16 protein-coding genes and 2 pseudogenes are annotated in these 17,128 nt (G+C 70.4%); 16 read left to right on the top strand and 2 right to left on the bottom strand.

The genetic code is table 11. The features are described 5' to 3' along the window. The first annotated feature begins 8 nt into the window (after positions 1-8). Entirely contained in the window at positions 9-722 is a 714-nt protein-coding gene (locus tag Rai3103_RS09095; RefSeq protein WP_153572333.1) for a hypothetical protein, read from the top strand. A 169-nt stretch (positions 723-891) separates the two neighbouring features. On the opposite strand, the gene Rai3103_RS09090 is transcribed toward Rai3103_RS09095, so the two are convergent. Further along, positions 892-1,659: an alpha/beta fold hydrolase gene (locus Rai3103_RS09090; RefSeq protein ID WP_228488816.1), complete on the bottom strand. Its 768-nt coding sequence runs from the start codon at positions 1,657-1,659 to the stop codon at positions 892-894. Between the two features lie 52 nt (positions 1,660-1,711). On the opposite strand from Rai3103_RS09090, the gene Rai3103_RS09085 reads away from it, so the two are divergent. From Rai3103_RS09085 to Rai3103_RS09050, 8 genes are all read left to right on the top strand, one after another. Then, positions 1,712-3,034: a condensation domain-containing protein gene (locus Rai3103_RS09085; RefSeq protein WP_153572332.1), complete on the top strand. Its 1,323-nt coding sequence runs from the start codon at positions 1,712-1,714 to the stop codon at positions 3,032-3,034. A gap of 125 nt (positions 3,035-3,159) precedes the next feature. Then, a complete protein-coding gene (locus tag Rai3103_RS09080) occupies positions 3,160-3,762 on the top strand; it encodes an alpha-ketoglutarate-dependent dioxygenase AlkB (protein ID WP_153572331.1) in 603 nt (200 codons plus the stop codon). A gap of 71 nt (positions 3,763-3,833) precedes the next feature. Next, entirely contained in the window at positions 3,834-4,964 is a 1,131-nt protein-coding gene (locus tag Rai3103_RS09075; protein ID WP_153572330.1) for a 6-phosphofructokinase, read from the top strand. A 155-nt stretch (positions 4,965-5,119) separates the two neighbouring features. Next, on the top strand, positions 5,120-5,512 hold the full coding sequence (locus Rai3103_RS09070) for a VOC family protein (protein ID WP_153572329.1): 393 nt from the start codon (positions 5,120-5,122) through the stop codon (positions 5,510-5,512). Positions 5,513-5,999: 487 nt separating this feature from the next. After that, entirely contained in the window at positions 6,000-8,456 is a 2,457-nt protein-coding gene (locus Rai3103_RS09065) for a galactose oxidase-like domain-containing protein (protein WP_153572328.1), read from the top strand. An 89-nt stretch (positions 8,457-8,545) separates the two neighbouring features. Next, positions 8,546-9,037 carry a methyltransferase family protein gene (locus Rai3103_RS09060; RefSeq protein ID WP_153572327.1) on the top strand — a complete coding sequence of 164 codons (492 nt, stop codon included), beginning with the start codon at positions 8,546-8,548 and terminating at the stop codon, positions 9,035-9,037. Continuing rightward, a complete protein-coding gene (locus Rai3103_RS09055; protein WP_194793071.1) occupies positions 9,037-9,459 on the top strand; it encodes a carboxymuconolactone decarboxylase family protein in 423 nt (140 codons plus the stop codon). The genes Rai3103_RS09060 and Rai3103_RS09055 overlap by 1 nt, the downstream gene beginning before the upstream one ends. After that, positions 9,414-10,331: an ATP/GTP-binding protein gene (locus Rai3103_RS09050; RefSeq protein ID WP_153572325.1), complete on the top strand. Its 918-nt coding sequence runs from the start codon at positions 9,414-9,416 to the stop codon at positions 10,329-10,331. The genes Rai3103_RS09055 and Rai3103_RS09050 overlap by 46 nt, the downstream gene beginning before the upstream one ends. Here the strand turns inward: Rai3103_RS09050 and Rai3103_RS09045 are convergent. After that, positions 10,321-11,237, bottom strand: a pseudogene (locus Rai3103_RS09045) (LysR substrate-binding domain-containing protein). The gene Rai3103_RS09050 and the pseudogene Rai3103_RS09045 overlap by 11 nt on opposite strands. An 82-nt stretch (positions 11,238-11,319) precedes the next feature. Between Rai3103_RS09045 and Rai3103_RS09040 the strand changes: the two are divergent. The 7 genes and pseudogenes from Rai3103_RS09040 to Rai3103_RS09015 all read left to right on the top strand — a co-directional run bounded on the left by Rai3103_RS09040 (position 11,320) and on the right by Rai3103_RS09015 (position 17,125). Next, positions 11,320-12,657 carry an MFS transporter gene (locus tag Rai3103_RS09040; protein ID WP_228488814.1) on the top strand — a complete coding sequence of 446 codons (1,338 nt, stop codon included), beginning with the start codon at positions 11,320-11,322 and terminating at the stop codon, positions 12,655-12,657. Between the two features lie 25 nt (positions 12,658-12,682). After that, positions 12,683-13,933 carry a 4-hydroxybenzoate 3-monooxygenase gene (locus tag Rai3103_RS09035; RefSeq protein ID WP_153572324.1) on the top strand — a complete coding sequence of 417 codons (1,251 nt, stop codon included), beginning with the start codon at positions 12,683-12,685 and terminating at the stop codon, positions 13,931-13,933. Further along, positions 13,930-14,334 carry a hypothetical protein gene (locus Rai3103_RS16980; RefSeq protein ID WP_194793070.1) on the top strand — a complete coding sequence of 135 codons (405 nt, stop codon included), beginning with the start codon at positions 13,930-13,932 and terminating at the stop codon, positions 14,332-14,334. The genes Rai3103_RS09035 and Rai3103_RS16980 overlap by 4 nt, the downstream gene beginning before the upstream one ends. Further along, positions 14,334-15,200: a DODA-type extradiol aromatic ring-opening family dioxygenase gene (locus tag Rai3103_RS09030; RefSeq protein WP_194793069.1), complete on the top strand. Its 867-nt coding sequence runs from the start codon at positions 14,334-14,336 to the stop codon at positions 15,198-15,200. Before Rai3103_RS16980 ends, Rai3103_RS09030 begins: the two co-directional genes overlap by 1 nt. Next, positions 15,116-16,323: pseudogene (locus Rai3103_RS19045) on the top strand (amidohydrolase family protein). Before Rai3103_RS09030 ends, Rai3103_RS19045 begins: the two are co-directional and overlap by 85 nt. Beyond that, the gene (locus Rai3103_RS09020; RefSeq protein ID WP_153572322.1) at positions 16,320-16,508 is read left to right on the top strand and encodes a hypothetical protein; all 189 of its coding nucleotides are present in this window, start codon (positions 16,320-16,322) and stop codon (positions 16,506-16,508) included. Before Rai3103_RS19045 ends, Rai3103_RS09020 begins: the two are co-directional and overlap by 4 nt. A 197-nt stretch (positions 16,509-16,705) precedes the next feature. Next, positions 16,706-17,125, top strand: a complete 420-nt coding sequence (locus Rai3103_RS09015; RefSeq protein WP_228488813.1) for a heavy-metal-associated domain-containing protein — start codon at positions 16,706-16,708, stop codon at positions 17,123-17,125. Positions 17,126-17,128 lie beyond the last annotated feature (3 nt).

The following is a 17,128-nucleotide window of genomic DNA, read 5'->3' as shown; positions in this document are numbered from 1 at the left end:
GTCATGACATGCGTGACGACGAGAACATCGAACGGCTCGACCGGTTCGACAACGACATGGAAAAGATCACCGAGGACTACGGCATCGGAAAGCCGACGAACCCCACGCGGCGGCCCTATACGGAGCAGACCTACGGCGAGAATCGCTCGTACACCGAGGAGACGTACGAAACCCAGGGCGGGACGCAGGGTGAGACCCAGAGCAGGACGCAGGGTGAAACCTGGGGCGGGACGCAGGGTGAAACCTGGGGCGGGACGCAGGGCGAGACCTCGGGCGAGACACAGGGCGATACGCAGTCGTACGACGAGTTGATGAACTCTCAGACCCGCCCGGCCACCCAGTGGACCCGCCCCGAGACAGAGGATCCGCAGCCCCGCCGGGCCACCGAGACGGATACGCAGCCCCGCCGGGCCGTCGAGGAGGATCAGTCGGGGACCAGCGAGCAGGGCAGCGACCAATCGGACGAGGAGCCTCAGTACGGGGAGCAGACCTCGGAGGTCTCCGGCCTGGGCGGCGCCGGCACAGTGGCGACCGACGAGGTCACCCCTCCGGCCGATCTGGCTCAGCAGCGGGCCCAGGGACCGGGTCACGACTACCGGTTCGGCACGCCTGAGGACGAGAAGGCCACCGACGAGGCCGAAGAGGTCATGCCCAAGAAGTCGCTCAGGACGGAACGAGAATCCCGCGACCGCGAAGACGACCCGCGTCGAGATCGTCCATAGCGTCATTGACCGCTCGAGCGGATAGGTGCGGGTCAGCATCTCGACTCGTCCGGCAGAACCGTCAGCGCCATCAGTTCCGTCAGGTCGTTGTAGCTGCCGACGAGGCCTCAGCGCCGACGGCGCCCGTTCCCTCCGACGTGGACCCCCACGGAGTTCACCTGCTCGGCGATCAGGCCCGACCAGGTCTCGACATCCGCGGGGTCCGGGCGATCTGCAGCCGGCTGTCCGGCAGCGCCTCGTCCAGGGTCCGCGCCGTGGAGAGCGGGTGGGAAGGATCGTCGATCCAACCGAGGATCAGGACCGGTAGATCGAGGCCGGCGAGCAGGTCGACCGACGGCAGGTCGGTCGCCGCGGCATCGCGATAGAGGGTCGGTAGCAGACCCTCGTCCACGTCAGGGAGGGTGAACGGGCGATCGGGTCGGACGGCGGGCGGCATCGGCAGGCGTTTCTCGAGGCCGGACCAGTACCGCACCCCACGCCGCTCGATCATGTCCGCGTTGCGGAGGTAGGCGTCGTGCTGCGCCACCCGGGAGGCCCACGCGGTCGGTGGGATGATCAGCGTCAGCCCCGAGAAACGCTCCGGGTGCCGCACCGCGGCATGCAGAACCGTGCCCACCCCCATCGATTTTCCGACGGCGTGGACGCGTTCGCCGGGCACGACATGGTCGAGCAGCCCGAGCAGGTCCTCGGCGAGCCGGGGCCACGCGTACGCACCGGGGCTCAGCGGGCCGGTCGAGGCTCCGTGGCCCCGCGCGTCGTAGTGCAGTAGGCGGTGGCCGGGCATGCCGGCGATGAAGTCGAGCCCGAGGCGACGGTCCCGCTCCCGGCTGGAGGTGAGCCCGTGCAGTTGGACCACCGCGGAACCCTCCCCGACGGCGTCGTAGGCGAGGCGCACGCGCCCGCCGGTCGTACGGTCGATCAGTTCGAGGCGGGCCATGGGTCATCTCCTGTTACCTGAGCTGTCACATGATCCCCTTAGGGTACGAGCCATGCGCCAGACGAGCATCGGGTCGTTCCCCCTGCCGGAGCACGGACGGGTGAGCGGCTACGCCACGGACGCGACCGGCACCACCGGTCGCGAACTGCCGGTCTCCTTCGACCAGGACCGCCATGTCGGTGCCGGGCCGCGCCCCGGCTCCTGGATGGCGGTCGCCTTCACACCGCCCCAGCCTCTCGATCGCGAGCAGCTCGCCACCGCCTGGCTCGCGGTCATCGCGCGCCACGGCACGCTGCACACCGCCTTCACCCGGGACGCCGGCACCCTGCGCCTGCACGAGGTCGAGGTCGCGCCGGGCTGCTGGGTCGACCATCTCCCCACGACCGGCCAGGGCCCGGCCGCTGTCGTCCAGTCGGTCCTCGACACCACCTGTTCCCCGTACGAACGGCCCTCGCACCGGCTGCTGATGGTGGAGGGCGAGCGGCGCCAGACCGTGATCATCGGCGCGGACCATGCCCACGTCGACGCCTGGTCGATGCTTGTCCTGGTCCGGGATCTGATCGCGATCCTCGCCGACCTCGACGAGGGGCGTACGCCGGGGGCTGACCTGCCGCCCGCGCATCCGTTCGCCGAGCACACGGCGCTGCTCGCGGCCCAGCCACCGGCCCCCGAGGACGTCCGGACTCGTTGGGCCGAGATCCTCGAGCGTGCCGGTGGGGTGATGCCGCTCTTCCCGCTGTCCCTGGGCGACGTGTCGCGTCCCCAGCCGGACATCGTGGACGTCGTGGACATCCTCGACGCCGCGGAGTTGGCGGCGTACGGCGACCGCGCCACCGAACTCGGGGTGCGGATGTTGCCGCTGACGGTGTCAGTGATGACGCGGGTCACCCGGGAGCTCACCGGTCAGCCGCTGCGGGCGGTGATGCCGGTGCACAGCCGCAACGAGGAGCGCTGGCGGGACGCGGTGGGCTGGTTCATCACGAACTCCGTCCTCGAGTCCGACTCGCCCGATCCGCAGGCCTGCGCCACGGCTGTCAAGGACGCCATCCGGCTCGGCTCCTTCCCGCTGGCCCCGATCATGGCGCCGTACGGCGGGATGCCGACCGCACCAGGCATGTTCGCCCTGTCCTGGCTGGACAACCGCCGGCTGCCGGTCGCCCTGCCCGCCGGCCTGTCGCCTTTGCAGGTGTCCGCCTCGCTCCCCACTGACGGGGTGATGTTCTGGTTCCTGCTCAACGACGACGGCATGCACGTGCGGTGCCGCTACCCCGACACGGCAGAGGCCCGTACCTCGATCTCCACCTGGCTCACCGCGGTGAGCGCCGGCATCCGTGCCGAAGTGGGCCGGCCGCCGCTGGAGGTCAGGGTCGCCTGACGCCGCGTCCCCGCGCAAAGCGACACGTCAGCGCGGATGTCACACCCTTGCACTAGAACGTATGTACGCTTTCGGAGGCGGCCGGGAGACCCCGGCCGGGTGACACCAGATCCGCGAGGGGCGACATGGGCGGGACCGCGACGATTCAACTGGAGGCACTGTTCCCCGTCGACGTGGTGGACCGGCCGGTCCGCAGGGTGGGGCCGGATGCCACCCATGTCCCGGACCTCCTCTCGCTGGAGGACCAGCGCCGCCTGGTCGCCGGTTCGCGCGCCTGGCCCGGCCAGCAGATCACCGCGCGGGGCGCCACCCTGCGCCGGCACGTCAGCGAGGTGCCCGACTGGGTGGTCGACATCGCTCGTACGGCTCTGGGACACGGCCTGCCATCGCCCGGCGAACCCGACCTCGATCCCGCCACCTGGACCCCCAACAGCGCCCTGGTCACCCACCTCGAGCCCGGCGCGTTCCTGCGGGTCCATCGACAGCAGGGCACCGGGCCGGTGGTGATCCTGTCGCTCGGCGACTCCGGTGAGTTCCGGTTGGGGAACACCCAGGCACCGACCCGTCCCTACCGCAACGTCCTGCTCGAGTCCGGGGACGCCTTCGTGTACGGCGGCATCGCCCGCGCCAGCTTCGTCGGGATGCCCCGCACCCGTCCCCACACCGCACCCGACTGGTGCGGCCTCACCGAGGGCCGGATCGACATCGCGCTGACGACCCTGGCCTGACAATCCGCAGCACTGCTGGACGTACGACCCAGCCGCTAGGCTGGGCAGACCGTACGCGCAAGGAGGGCCGGATGAGCAGCAAGAAGCGCCGGGTCGGGGTATTGACCGCAGGAGGCGACAGCCCGGGCCTGAACGCGGCGATCCGTGGATTCGGCAAGGCGGCCGTCGGCCATCACGACATGGAGGTCGTCGGCTTCCGCGACGGCATCCGCGGCTTGGCGGAGAACCGCTTCGTCGTCCTCGACTCGGTGTCCCTGTCCGGCATCCTCACCACCGGCGGCACCATCCTCGGCACCTCCCGCGACAAGCCGCACAAGATGCGGGTCGACGACGAGATCGTCGACATGGTGCCCACCATCGTCGACAACTACGAGAAGGACGCACTCGCCGCCCTCGTATGCATCGGCGGGGGCGGCACGGCGAAGAACGCGCTGCGACTCGCCAAGGCGGGGCTGAACATCATCCACCTGCCGAAGACCATCGACAACGACATCGCCCACACCGAGACCAGCTTCGGGTTCTCCACCGCCCTCGGCATCGCCACCGACGCCATCGACCGCCTCCACTCGACGGCCCACTCCCACCACCGGATCATCGTCGTGGAAACCATGGGTCACAAGGCGGGATGGCTGGCTCTGGGGGCGGGGATCGCGGGCGGAGCAGACATCATCCTGCTGCCCGAGATCCCTTACACCATCGACTCGGTCGCCGCGTCCATCCAGGAGCGCGCCGCACGGGGCCACAACTTCTCGGTCGTCGCGATCGCCGAGGGGGCCCGCGACATCCAGCGCACCGCCGACCTCGCGGCCGCCCAGGCGCTGATCCGTTCCACCGACAACCCCGAGGCCAAGGCCGCCGCCAAGAGCCACCTCAACGCCGTGATCGCCGCCCATCGCAGCAACGCCTTCGACCTGGCGGAAGCCCTGGAGGCCGCGACCGGTCTGGAGTCACGCGTCACCGTCCTGGGTTACGTCCAACGCGGCGGCACCCCGGACGCCCAGGACCGGCTGCTCGGCACGCTGCTGGGTGGAGCCGGTGCCGGGCTGGTGGCGGAGGGGCACTTCGGGGTGACCGTGGCAGCCCAAGGGCAGGCCGCGGTCCCGGTCCCATTGGAGGACGTGGCGGGCAACCTCAAGACCGTCCCCCTGGACCATCCCTGGCTGCTGGCTGCCCGGCACGTCGGCACCTGCATGGGCGACTGACGCGACACCAGGCACAAGGAACCCTGAAGTCACTTAGGCAAGCCTCAGTTGATACCGAATCGGCATCGACACACCCTTGTTGTGATGTGCGTCACATTCTAGCCTGGGGGCAGACCGGTCGCTGGGATCGATCGTCGATCGACAAGAGGTGCGAGATGTTGGGGGACTACACGCCGGCGGCCACGCTGGCGGTCAAGGACTTGGCCGCAGCCACCGCGTTCTATGACAAGACCCTGGGACTCACCCGCCGGATGGAATTCGAGGGCGGGGTCTTCTACAACGCCGGCGACGGTGCCGTCTTCGTCTATCAGTCGGAGTTCGCGGGGACCAACAAGGCCACCTCAGTGACCTTCGGCGTCCCGAGCGAGAAGTTCGATCAGGAGGTCAACGCTCTGCGTACGGCAGGCGTCACCTTCGAGACCTTCGAGGGCCCCGGGATGGAGTGGAACGACGGCGTCGCCACCATGCAGGAGGACATGGGACGCGCCGTCTGGTTCAAGGACCCGGACGGCAACTTCCTGAACGTCAACGAGATGCCGACCAGCTGACGAGCACGACACCGCCGATCTCTCCGCCGGCAGGGTCGTCGGACCTCGGCAGCGCCGGACACCATGACGCGACCGCGCAGACGCGGTCGCGTCTCCCTGCGCCTTCTCCGCCCGGCACGCACCTCCTCCCCTCTTGTGCCCCATGTCACACGCTGGGCATACTTCTGGCAGTCCCACTGCACGCGTGGAGCAGGTGACGCGTACCTCTCCGTCGCAAAGGCACCCGGCGTCCCTCCGAGCCGTGTCGCGTACGAACCCGACGTCGAGCAGACCCAGAGACTCACCCGGCCGCCCGGTCACCGCCACACCGTCGCCCGTGCCCGCCGTGACCCTCACTGCAGGACCCGCGCAGTGCCCCTACGGGCGTCGCGGGACGTTCAGCCATCGCCGTCACGGACGGGTGATCCCGTCCGCCGAGGAGCCGAGCCATGAACACCCACCGCATCATTTCCCACGCCGTCGCGCCCGCCCCGGCGGTGTGCGCATCATGATCCCCACGCCGTTCCTCGCCGTCCCGGACTGGTTCTCCTGGGAGAACCAGGGCCTCGACCTCGACACCGCCGACCTCGACCACGACGGCCGGCCCGACCTGGTGCTGCTGACGGTCGACCATGCGCCCCAGCAGAACCGCGGGCTCTATCGCCTCGGCCACGCCCTGGACGCCACCGGTGCCCCGACCGGCGGCTGGACCCCCTGGCTCGACGTGCCCGACTGGTTCAGCCGGCAGACCCAGGGCGCCGGCGTGGCCGTCGGTGACCTGACCGGCACCGGCCGTACGGACCTCGTCGTCCTGATGGTCGATGACGGCCCCCAGCAGAACCGCGGCGTCTACCGCATCGGCCGCGGGCTCGATCCAGCCACCGGCGAGGTGAGCGCCGGCTGGAGCGACTGGGTGGATGTCCCGGACTGGTTCAGCTGGGAGAACCAGGGCGCCTCGCTGGCACTGGCCGATCTCACCGGATCCGGCCACCTCGACCTGATCGTTGCGATGGTCGACAACGGTCCCGAGCGCAACCGCGGCCTCTTCCGGATCGGGCACGACCTCGACCCGGCCACCGGCACCGTCACCGGCGGTTGGACCGGCTGGATCGACGTGCCCGACTGGTACAGCTGGGAGAACCAGGACATCGCCGTCACCGTCGCCGACCTGACCGGCAGCGGGTCCCACGACCTGGTCGTACTGGGAGTCGACAACCCGATCGGCCAGAACCAGGCCTACTACCGGGTGGCCTCGGGTCTCGACGGCCAGGGTGTCCCCGCCGGCGGCTGGTCGAGCCTGCTGGGGGTGAACAACTGGTACTCCTGGGAGAACCAGGGCGCCGGCATCGCGGTCGCCGACCTCGGCAGCGGACCCGAGTTGATCGTCGCCGCCGTCGACGCCCCGCCGGGGCTGAACGAGGCCTTCCTCGGCACGGTCGCCCTGCGCGAGGATCCGGCCGTCCACGGCACCTGGGAGGTGCTGCCCTTCTCCTCCCAGGTCCTGGCCATCCACGCGGCCCTGCTGCGAACGGGCAAGGTGCTCTTCTTCGCCGGATCCGGCAACAACCAGGTCCGCGACGCCTCCCCCGACCTCGGCAACATCGCCGCCGGCCTCTACACCAGCGTCGTGTGGGACCCCGCCGGTGCCACCTTCGACCATCCGCCCACGCTGCGCCGGATGGATGGGCGGATCTACGACTACTTCTGCTGCGGCCACTCCGCCCTGCCCGACGGCCGGCTCTTCGTGGCCGGCGGCAACCAGAGCTACAACGACGGCAACAACCTCGGCCAACGCGAGTCGGCATCCTTCGACCCGGTGACCGAGACCTGGTCGGCCCGCCCACCGATGGCGCACGGCCGGTGGTACCCGACGCTGGTCACCCTGCCCGACGGCCGGGTGCTGACCGTCAGTGGGAAGAACGACACCAATGGCGACCTCAACGCCGGGTTCGAGGTCTACGACCCGGCCACCGACACCTGGGGACACCTCAACCCACCGGCGAACTTCGTCGGACTGCCGTTCTACGCCCACCTCTTCCCGCTCGGCGCAGGCCGGGTCTTCTTCAGCGGTGGTCGGATGGACGACGGGCGACCGCAGCAGTCCGGCACCCTCCACCTCGGCAACCACGCCGTGACCTTCCAACCGGCCCAGGGCGCCGAGGTCGACGCCACCCTGCGCAACCAGTCCTCCAGCGTCCTGCTGCCGCCGGCACAACAGCATCGGGTGATGCTGATCGGCGGTGGCATGGGGATGGAGAACATGGACGCGACCGGACACACGGAGATCATCGACGCCGGCGCCGACGACAACCGGTGGGGCCGGTCGATGCCGCTCAGCCTGCCGCGGATCCACCTCAACGCGGTGATCCTGCCCGATCGTACGATCCTCGTCAGTGGCGGCGCTATCGCCCATGAGGGGACCGACGCCCCCATCCCGCGCCTGCAGGCGGAGATCTACCACCCCGAGACCGACCGCTGGTCACCGGCCGCCGTCGCCAAAGTGGTCCGGCTCTACCACTCCGTCGCGCTGCTGCTGCCCGACGGCCGGGTCGCCGCTGCCTCGGGCAATCCCCCGCCGTACGGACACCTGGCCCCCTGGGAGCCACCGCAGGCCAACGAGGAGCTCCGACTGGAGATCTACCGACCGCCGTACCTGTTCGCGCCGAGCCGCCCCGAGATCGGTCAGGTCGCCGAACAGTGGACCTTCGGTCAGCGGATCACCATCGGCTCGCCGCAGGCCGGGAACCTGCTCTGGGCCCAGCTCATCAGCCCCGGAGCCACCACCCACGCCTTCGACTGCGACCAGCGCCTGGTCGACCTGCCGATCGTGGACCAGGGAGGTGGGCAACTCGAGGTGGACGCGCCGGCGAGCGCCGACGAGGCCCGGCCGGGCTGGTACATGCTCACCGTCGTCGACCAGCAGCGGGTCCCATCGGTCGCGACCTGGGTGCACCTCGGCCCGTGAGCGTACGCCCGGGCCGGCCGGGCCCGGCCGGTCCGACCGGCCCTCCCGGTCGACCCCCGCCGGAGCCGACGCCCCGCTACGCTTCCGCCATGGCAACGCCGCTCGACACGCGTATCCCGCCGCCGCTCTGGGCGCTCGGCCTCGGGGTCACGCAGTGGCTCCTCGCCGGCCGCCCGGACTACCGGCGCCGCCCGGGGTCACCGCGCTTCCTCCTCGCCGGGACGGTCGGCACGGCCAGCGCCGTGCTCGGGATCGCCGCGGTCAGTGAGTTCCTCCGGCGCGGCACGACCGTCCATCCCGGGACTCCCGAGCACGCCAGTGCCCTCGTCACCGAGCGGGTCTACCGCTTCACCCGCAACCCGATGTACCTCTCCCTCGCCGGGGCCCTCGTCAGCAACGCCGCATGGCTCGGCGCGGTGCGAGCGGTCTGGCCGATCGCGGCCCTGACCGGGATCCTCACCGCGTTCCAGATCCTCCCCGAGGAACGTGCGCTGCAGGAGCGCTTCGGCGAGGCGTACGAGGACTACCGTCGCCGCGTGCCGCGATGGGTCGGCCTGCCGCGACGCCGACGGAGGACCTGATGACTCCCGTGATCCCCGAGCCCCAGCTGCGCAACCCGCTGATACGTCTCGGCGTCGCCGTCTCCGAGCGCATCATCGGGCGCCGGCTGGCGACCGCGCGCCTGCTCGCCTGGTCGCCGAAGGTCGCGGCCGGTGCCGGGGCGCTGGAGGCGCTGGCGCCGACGGCGGGCCGCGACCTGCCGGAACGTACGCTCCGGCTCGCCCGGCTGACCGCTTCGTTGACGCTGAACTGCCCGTTCTGCATCGACATGAACGCGCACCGGCACCGACAGGTGGGCATCACCGATGCCGAGGTGTACGCACTGCGCGATCGACGCGAGGACGTGACGAAGAGCTTCAGCCCCTCGGAACGCCTGGTCATCGCGTACGCCCGGGGATGTCGACGACCCCGATCACCGTGGACGACGAGGTGCGACAGGTGATGGCGGCCGCTTTCAGCGAGCGTCGGCTGGTCGAGCTGACCGCCGCGATCGCGGCGGTGAACCTGTGGGCCCGGTTCGCCCAGGGCCTCGGAGTGGACCCGGCGGGTTTCGGCGATCACTGCCTCGTCGACACCCCGCTGATCACCGGTAGCTCAGGGGACACAGCCTCCGTGGGAACGGGCGCGGAAGGGACCGACCCGCTCACGACGCCGCCGACCGAGGAACGCGAGGCAACCGCGGGGGTCAGGGGGCGGAATGACGAATTGCGGGTGCACCCGCCCCACCAGCGCCGCCGCGTCGTCGTCACCGGCGGTCCCGGGGCGGGCAAGACGGCCCTGTTGGAACTGGTGCGCCAGACGTTCTGTTCGCATGTTGTCGTCGTGCAGGAGTCGGCCGGAGTCGTCTTCGGTGGCGGATTTCCCCGCAAGGACACCGTGGCCTGCCGCCAGGCCGGTCAGCGGGCGATCTACTACGTCCAGCGAGAACTGGAGGCGGTGAGCGACAGCACTGCTCCGGCGGTGGAGGTCTGCGATCGGGGCACGGTGGACGGGACGGCGTACTGGCCCGGAGCGGCCGAGGAGTACTGGGCGTCCCTGGGGACGACGCTGGAGCGGGAACTCGCCCGCTACGACGCCGTCATCCACCTGCGCACGCCACGGGCGGACCAGGGCTACAACCGCCAGAACCCCCTGCGGATCGAGTCCGCCGAGGATGCCGCGGCGATCGATGCGCGGATCCTCACGGCGTGGGCGCCCCATCCGCACCGTCACGTCGTCGCGCCGTCGGCCGCCTTCCTCGACAAGGTGAGCGAGGCGATCGAGTTGCTGCGCCGGGAGATCCCGGCCTGCTGCGGCGGCGCCCTCAGGGCCTGAGCGGCTCCCAGCGAGGCAGCGCCTCCCGCAGCGCGTCGAGCGCGAGACCCCTCAGCCAGGCCTGGGCCGGCGACAGGCTCGCCTCGCCGCGGGTGTAGACGGCGGTCGGAGGGCTCGGGACCTCCCACGGCAGGGCGCGGATGGCCAGATCGTGGTGCTCCTTGTGGACCTCGGCGAAGTACCGGGGCAGGAAGGCCACCAGATCGGTGCTCTCCAGCACGTGCGGTACCGCCGCGTACCCGTCGACGACGAGGAGCACCCGGTCCGCGAGCCCGTGCTCGTACAACGCCTCGCGCAGGAAGACGTGGCCCGCCCGCCCCGCGACCTCGACGAACCGCCGGCCTCGCAGCGCCTCCTCCCCGGCCCGAGCGGATGCGCCGCACCGGTGACCGCCACGTACTGCACGTCGAAGAACGTTTCCCGCCAGATGCGGTCGGTCCGCAGCACGGTCATGGTGATGGCGAGATCGACCACACCGCGGACCAGATCCTCCTCGACCGAGTCGATGGCCAGCGGGGTCACCCGCAGCCGTACGCCCGGAGCGGCCCGCTCGACGGCCCGCAGGATGATCGGGAGCCAGGAGATCTCGCCCATCGACGAGAGCGCGAGCACCAACTCCCCGTGCAGAGCGGTCGGGTCGAAGCTGGTGGCCACCGAGTTGGCGGCGACCTGCTCGATCCGGGCCAGGGGCTCGTGCAGCTCGTCGTAGAGGCGGGTGGCCCGGCTCGTCGGGACCAGGGTGTTCCCCTCCCGCCGGAACAGGTCGTCGCCGAAGCGGCGCCGCAGCCGCGCGAGGGTGTAGCTGACCGTGGGCTGCGACACCTGCAGCTGCTCGGCCGAGGCGGTGACGCTGCGGGTCTCGTAGAGCATCACCAGGGTCCGCAGCGAGTTCAGGTCCTCCGACATGCATAGAGAATATCGATATCGGCCAAGCGCAGTATCTATTGGCTTTGCGTGACGTACGCCACTTACGCTGCTGGCATCCGCAGTGGACACCTCAAGGACGAGGAGCACAACCCATGACTGCCCCCACACGAAACACCGGCGCCTCCGCCACCCGTACCGCCGGCAGCGAAAGCCTGGACGGCCGCGCGTCGACCGGCCAGATCGTCACCGCGATCCTCTGCTGGTCCAGCGTGATCCTGGAAGGCTTCGACCTCGTCACGCTCGGCGCGGTCATCCCCTCCCTGCTCGGCACCAAGCACCTCGGCTTCACCCCTCCTCGGCCACGCTGCTGGCGACGATGTCGCTGGTCGGCGTCGGGATCGGCGCGAGCCTGGTCGGGCCGATCTCGGACCGCCTGGGGCGCCGCTGGGCGGTCGTGGGCTCCGTCGTCATCTTCTCGGTCTTCACCCTGCTGCAGCCGCTGGCGACCAGCGTCGGGATGTTCACGATCCTCCGGTTCGTGGCGGGCATGGGACTGGGCGCCGTCCAACCCGTCGCCCTCACCATCATGAGCGAGGTGACCCCGCCGAAGCACAAGGCGAAGGCCACCACCGTGACGATGACCGGTTACCACCTCGGCGCCGTCATTGCCTCGCTCTTCGCGCTGGCCGCGGGACACGACTGGCAGCTCCTCTTCTACGTCGGTGGCGGGCTCGGCCTGGTGCTCGCGGTCGTCCAGTTCTTCCTGCTGCCCGACTCCCGCCCGCAGCACGCGGCCGGGGAGAAGCTGCCGCTGTCCGCGCTGCTCGGCCGTACGTACCGGCGAACCAGCATCGCCAGTTGGGTCGGCGCTTTCATGGGCCTGCTGCTGGTCTACGGCCTGCTCACCTGGCTGCCGCAGATCATGAAGTCGGCCGGCTACTCCCTCGACAGCTCGCTGGTGATGCTCTTCGTGATGAACGTCGGCGCGGTGGTCGGCCTGCTGCTCGCCGGGTGGATCGCCGACACCAAGGGCATCAAGAAGTCGGCCCTCGTCTGGTTCGCGCTGGGTGCGGTCTTCCTGGCCCTGCTGAGCGTGCGGTTCACCAACACCCTCGCCCTCAACGGCGTGGTCTTCGTCACCGGTGTCTTCATCTTCTCGGCCATGACGCTGATCTATGCGTTGGTCGCGCACCTCTACCCCTCCCAGATCCGCGGCACCGCGATGGGCCTGACCTCGGGCATCGGCCGGCTCGGGTCGATCGCCGGCCCGATGGTGACCGGTGCGCTGGTCGCCAATGGCCTCGGCCACCCCTGGGGGTTCTGGTTCTTCGCCGTGGTCGCCGTGATCGGCCTGCTGGCGGTCCTCGTCGTCCCGGCCGAGCCACCGGTCCCGTTCGCCTCGGCGACCGACCCCGGCCGGCCCTACCCGGTCGACGAACAGCACCCCGAAGCCTTCTGACCCGCCCACCCTCCAGGAGAGCACCATGGATCGAGAGATCATCCGGACCACCGTCGGTATCGTCGGCGGCGGCCCCGCCGGGCTGATGCTGTCGCACCTGCTCGCCCGTGACGGCGTCGACAGCGTCGTCCTCGACAACCGCACCCACGACACGATCGCCACCACCCACCGGGCCGGCATCCTCGAGGCGGGCAGTGTCCGCCTGCTGACGCAGACCGGGGCGATCAGCCGGATCCCCACCGAGGGCTACGAGCACGCCGGCATCTACCTGCGCTTCAACGGCGAGAACCACCACATCGACTTCAAGGAGCTCGTCGGCCAGACCGTCTGGCTCTACCCGCAGAACGACGCCTTCATCGACCTCGCCGCCACCCGGGCCCGGGACGGCGGCGACGTACGCTTCGGCGTCCGGGACGTCACCGTCGAGGGCATCGAGACCGAGCGGCCCATGATCGACTTCACCGACGCCGACGGCACCGCGAAGCGGATCGAGTGCGAGATGGTCGTGGGCGCCGACGGCTCTCGGTCGAAGTGCCGCGACCTCGTCCCCGGCCGGGTGAAGCACACGATGACCTACCCGTTCGCGTGGTTCGGCATCCTCGCGAAAACGCCGTTCCAGGCCGACGAGCTGATCTACTGCCATGGCGAGTCGGGCTTCGCGCTGATCAGCCAGCGAACCCCCGAGATCCAGCGGATGTACTTCCAGTGCGACCCGTCGACCACCGCGGACGACTGGACCGATGAGCAGATCTGGGACCGGTTCGACGAGATCCTCGCCGGCCCCGACGGCTTTCGGCTGCAGCGCGGGGAGATCATCGAGAAGACGGTGCTGCAGTTCCGCTCGTTCGTCCAGGAGCCGATGCAGCACGGCAATCTCTTCCTCGCCGGTGACGCCGCGCACACGGTCCCTCCGACGGGCGCCAAGGGCCTCAACCTGGCCTTCGCGGACGTCGCGCTGCTCGCCCCGGCGCTGGTGCGCTGGGCGCGCCTCGGCGATCGCTCCGAGCTCGACACGTACGGGGAGCGGGCGGCCAAGCGGATCTGGAAGGCCCAGAACTTCAGCTACTGGATGACCCAGATGTTGCACACCCACACGGACGCCAACAGCTTCACCACCAAGCGCCAGCTCGGTGAGCTGGAGTCGGTGACATCGTCGAAGGATTCCATGAAGTACCTGGCCGAGTGCTACACCGGCTGGCCGTACGACCTGTTCACACCGGAGACGAGCGCGCCGCTCGGCGCGCCGACCGCCGAACTCGAGGAGGTGGCTCGATGAGCCTCTACCAACTGCAGCAATGCATCTTCGACCACCTGCGACGCCTGGAGGATCCGGACGAGGTCCGGCGTCCCGACGACATCCTCGTGGACGGCTACGACCTGACCGACAAGGAGCGTACGGCGCTGACGACCGGCGACGTCGGCGCCTTCCACACCCACGGAGTGCACCCGGTCCTGATCAACGCCTACTGCCGGGCCAACGGCTGGAAGCGTGCCGACTACCGGGTGCTGTTCCCGGCCGGCTCCGACGCGGTCACCGGGCCGGCGCGCTGGCGCGGCTTCGGCTCCCGGGCCGACGGGCGCCTCGACGCCGACGGCCGCTGCCACCTCGGCACCGCTGCCGCCACTCCCAGATCCGTTCCGGGCCGAGCCACCGGCCACGACTTCCAGGAGGCCTGATGGCTGAGATCGTGCTGGGCTACTCGGCATCCCACGCGCCGATGATGTCCGCGAACCCCGAGTCGGCACCCGAGGCCATGCGTGACAGGTTCTTCGGTGCCCTCGACTACGTCCGCGAGCGCGTGCAGGAATCCGGCGCCCAAGCGGTCGTGCTGATGTCGGGGGAACACTTCACCAACTTCTTCCTCGACAACCTGCCCCAGCTCAGCGTCGGCATCGGCGAGACGCACCTGGGGCCGGTCGAGAAGTGGCTGGGCATCCCGCGGACCATTGTCCCCGGACACCCCGACCTGGCGACGGCCATCCTCTCCGGGACGATGCAGCGCGGGTTCCAGCCCTCCGTGTCGAGCCGACTGACCGTGGACCACGGCTTCATGACCGTCTACCACCAGTTGTCCCCGACGATGGACCTGCCGCTGGTGCCGATCGTGATGAACTGCACCACTCCCCCGCTGATGACGCTGCGCCAAGCGTGGGACTTCGGGGCGGCGGTCGGCGCGGCGATCCGCGACTTCGACGGCCCGGACCGGGTCGCCCTGGTCGGCGCCGGCGGCCTGTCGCACTTCGTCGGCGAACCGCGGGTCGGTGACATCGACGAGGACTTCGACCTGTGGTTCCTGCGCCAGTTGGAACTCGGCTGCCCGCCGGAACTGCTCGACATCGCCAACGACGAGCTGATGCTGGCCGGCAACGGCACCGGCGAGGTCCGCGCCTGGGTCGCCTGCGCCGCCGCGATGCAGGGGACACGGACGACCGCGCTGAACTACGAGCCGATCGCCGAATGGATCAACGGCATGGGCGTCGTCCTGCACGAGCCGCACGACCGGGAAGCCGCCGAGGCGCCCGCCAGCATCTTCGTCCCCTGAGCCAGGTCCCTGGAGGAGAACCCATGCCACACCCCGTGAACGCCAGCCCGGCGACCACGCGGCCCGTGATCGACGTCCACGCCCACGCCATGCCGCTGCCGGTGCTGCGCTGGCTGGCCGAGGAGGGCCTGGCGGACCTGTCCCGGGTCGAGGAGAGGATCGTCGTCCTCGATCCGCGGATCTCCGGCGTCGGGCGCAACGCCCCGCTGCCGCTGGCCCCCTCCATGCACGACCCGACCGAGCGGCTCCGCGAGATGGACGCCACCGGCGTCGACATCGAACTGGTCTCGCTGCCACCCTTCCTCTTCGCCACCACGGCTGAAGACGAAGACCTGGTCGCCGAGGTGATCCGCCGCGGCAACGACGCCTTGGCCGACTATTGCGCGGCGGCACCGGAGCGACTGCGGCCCCTCGGCTCGGTACCGCTGGGTTGGTCGGGGGCAGTCGACGAGGCACGCCGGTGCCTGGACGAGCTCGGCTTCGCCGGGATCGCGATCGGCTCGCAGGGCGCGGGGCGGGACCTGGACGACGCCGTGAACGAACCCTTGTGGGGCTGCTGAGCGGGCGGCGTACGTTCGTCTTCCTGCACCCCTCCGGTGTGCCGGATCCGACGCGGATGGGCGACTTCTGGTTCCCGCAGCTCCTCGGCTACCCGATGGAGACGGCGATCGCGGCGGCACGCCTGGCGTTCGGCGGAGTGCTGGAACGTACGCCGCTGGTGCTCTGCCTGGCCCACGGCGGCGGTTGCCTCGGCGACCTGCGCAGCCGCCTCGACATGGGCTGGGAACGCAAGCCCGTCGCACACACGACCTCGGTACCGCCGTCGCAGCTGTTCGACCAGCTGTACTACGACACCGCCGTGTTCGAGCCCGCCGCCCTGCGCCATCTCGTCGCCACGGTCGGGGCAGAGCACGTGCTGCTGGGCACCGACCACCCGTTCGACCTGGCCGAGAAGGATCCGGTGGGGTTCGTACGGTCGGCCGGCCTGGGGGCGGAGGAGACCGAGGCGATCCTGGGGCCACGGCAAGGGCGCTGGTCCCGCGCACCGCTCCCGCCGCAGCTGCCGGGGCGACGACCCGCTGACTACGCTGGCGGTATCCCCGCGATGAAGGAGGTCCGATGAGCGACCAGCACCAGCCGCAGGATCAGCAGCGGCCCGAGGAACCCCGTGACGCCGAGCGCGACGAGCGGCGTACGCAGGAGGAGATCGACGAACTGGAGGCCAACGGGGCCAAGGACCTCAAGGGCACAGCTGACGTCACCGAGTCCGAGGGGAAGGTGAACCGGGGCGAGGGACCGGTGCTGTAGGGCGCCTCGCCGGGCCGGCGATTGCCCCTCGGGTACCCGCCACCCCGCGCGGACACAGCCATCCCCGGACGAGAGCCGCCGACGCTCCGGGGCGGCGGCGGCCATGGTCGCGCTCGATGCGGCCCCCAGGCGAGAGGCCCTCTCGACCGCCCTTAAGCTCGTACCGCCGGACCGTCGGCCACGGAAGGAAGACTCTCATGCCCCAGGACGCCCCCAACTGGCTGGACATGCCCAGCTCGGCCCTCAGCCTGCCCCTGCTCGGGAGTGGCGGTGGTGGCTGTGGCTGCGGTGGTGGAGGGTGTGGCTGCGGCGGTCACGGCGAGGGCCACCGGGCCGGCGAGGCCGGTCACAGCCACGTGGCCGAGCCGACGACCGGCACGACCACGACCACGACCGCGGCGACAAGCCGGACCTTCGAGGTGACGGGGATGACCTGCGGCCACTGCGTCAGCGCCGTCTCGGCCGAGGTCGGGCGGCTCGAGGGCGTGGTCGACGTCTCGGTCCAGCTCGTCACCGCTGGGGCATCAAGGGTGACCGTACGTTCCCGCGGTCCCGTGGCGACGACTGAGGTCGCCGCCGCACTGGAGGAGGCCGGCGGCTACCGGCTCGCCGAGTAGAGG

This window comes from Raineyella fluvialis (assembly GCF_009646095.1).
In the GTDB taxonomy this organism is placed as follows: domain Bacteria; phylum Actinomycetota; class Actinomycetes; order Propionibacteriales; family Propionibacteriaceae; genus Raineyella; species Raineyella fluvialis.
The sequence above is the reverse complement of the archived record's forward strand: the minus strand, read 5'-3'. Positions and strand labels throughout refer to the sequence as shown.

Bases quoted from the DNA above. Each gene is read 5' to 3' on its own strand.
- Rai3103_RS09085 (WP_153572332.1), top strand. From the start codon at position 1,712: ATGCGCCAGACGAGCATCGGGTCGTTCCCCCTGCCGGAGCACGGACGG.
- Rai3103_RS09050 (WP_153572325.1), top strand. From the start codon at position 9,414: ATGTCGACGACCCCGATCACCGTGGACGACGAGGTGCGACAGGTGATG.
- Rai3103_RS09030 (WP_194793069.1), top strand. From the start codon at position 14,334: ATGGCTGAGATCGTGCTGGGCTACTCGGCATCCCACGCGCCGATGATG.
- Rai3103_RS09020 (WP_153572322.1), top strand. From the start codon at position 16,320: ATGAGCGACCAGCACCAGCCGCAGGATCAGCAGCGGCCCGAGGAACCC.
- Rai3103_RS09015 (WP_228488813.1), top strand. From the start codon at position 16,706: ATGCCCCAGGACGCCCCCAACTGGCTGGACATGCCCAGCTCGGCCCTC.
- Rai3103_RS09080 (WP_153572331.1), top strand. From the start codon at position 3,160: ATGGGCGGGACCGCGACGATTCAACTGGAGGCACTGTTCCCCGTCGAC.
- Rai3103_RS16980 (WP_194793070.1), top strand. From the start codon at position 13,930: ATGAGCCTCTACCAACTGCAGCAATGCATCTTCGACCACCTGCGACGC.
- Rai3103_RS09055 (WP_194793071.1), top strand. From the start codon at position 9,037: ATGACTCCCGTGATCCCCGAGCCCCAGCTGCGCAACCCGCTGATACGT.
- Rai3103_RS09070 (WP_153572329.1), top strand. From the start codon at position 5,120: ATGTTGGGGGACTACACGCCGGCGGCCACGCTGGCGGTCAAGGACTTG.
- Rai3103_RS09035 (WP_153572324.1), top strand. From the start codon at position 12,683: ATGGATCGAGAGATCATCCGGACCACCGTCGGTATCGTCGGCGGCGGC.
- Rai3103_RS09090 (WP_228488816.1), bottom strand. From the start codon at position 1,659: ATGGCCCGCCTCGAACTGATCGACCGTACGACCGGCGGGCGCGTGCGC.
- Rai3103_RS09060 (WP_153572327.1), top strand. From the start codon at position 8,546: ATGGCAACGCCGCTCGACACGCGTATCCCGCCGCCGCTCTGGGCGCTC.
- Rai3103_RS09065 (WP_153572328.1), top strand. From the start codon at position 6,000: ATGATCCCCACGCCGTTCCTCGCCGTCCCGGACTGGTTCTCCTGGGAG.
- Rai3103_RS09075 (WP_153572330.1), top strand. From the start codon at position 3,834: ATGAGCAGCAAGAAGCGCCGGGTCGGGGTATTGACCGCAGGAGGCGAC.
- Rai3103_RS09095 (WP_153572333.1), top strand. From the start codon at position 9: ATGCGTGACGACGAGAACATCGAACGGCTCGACCGGTTCGACAACGAC.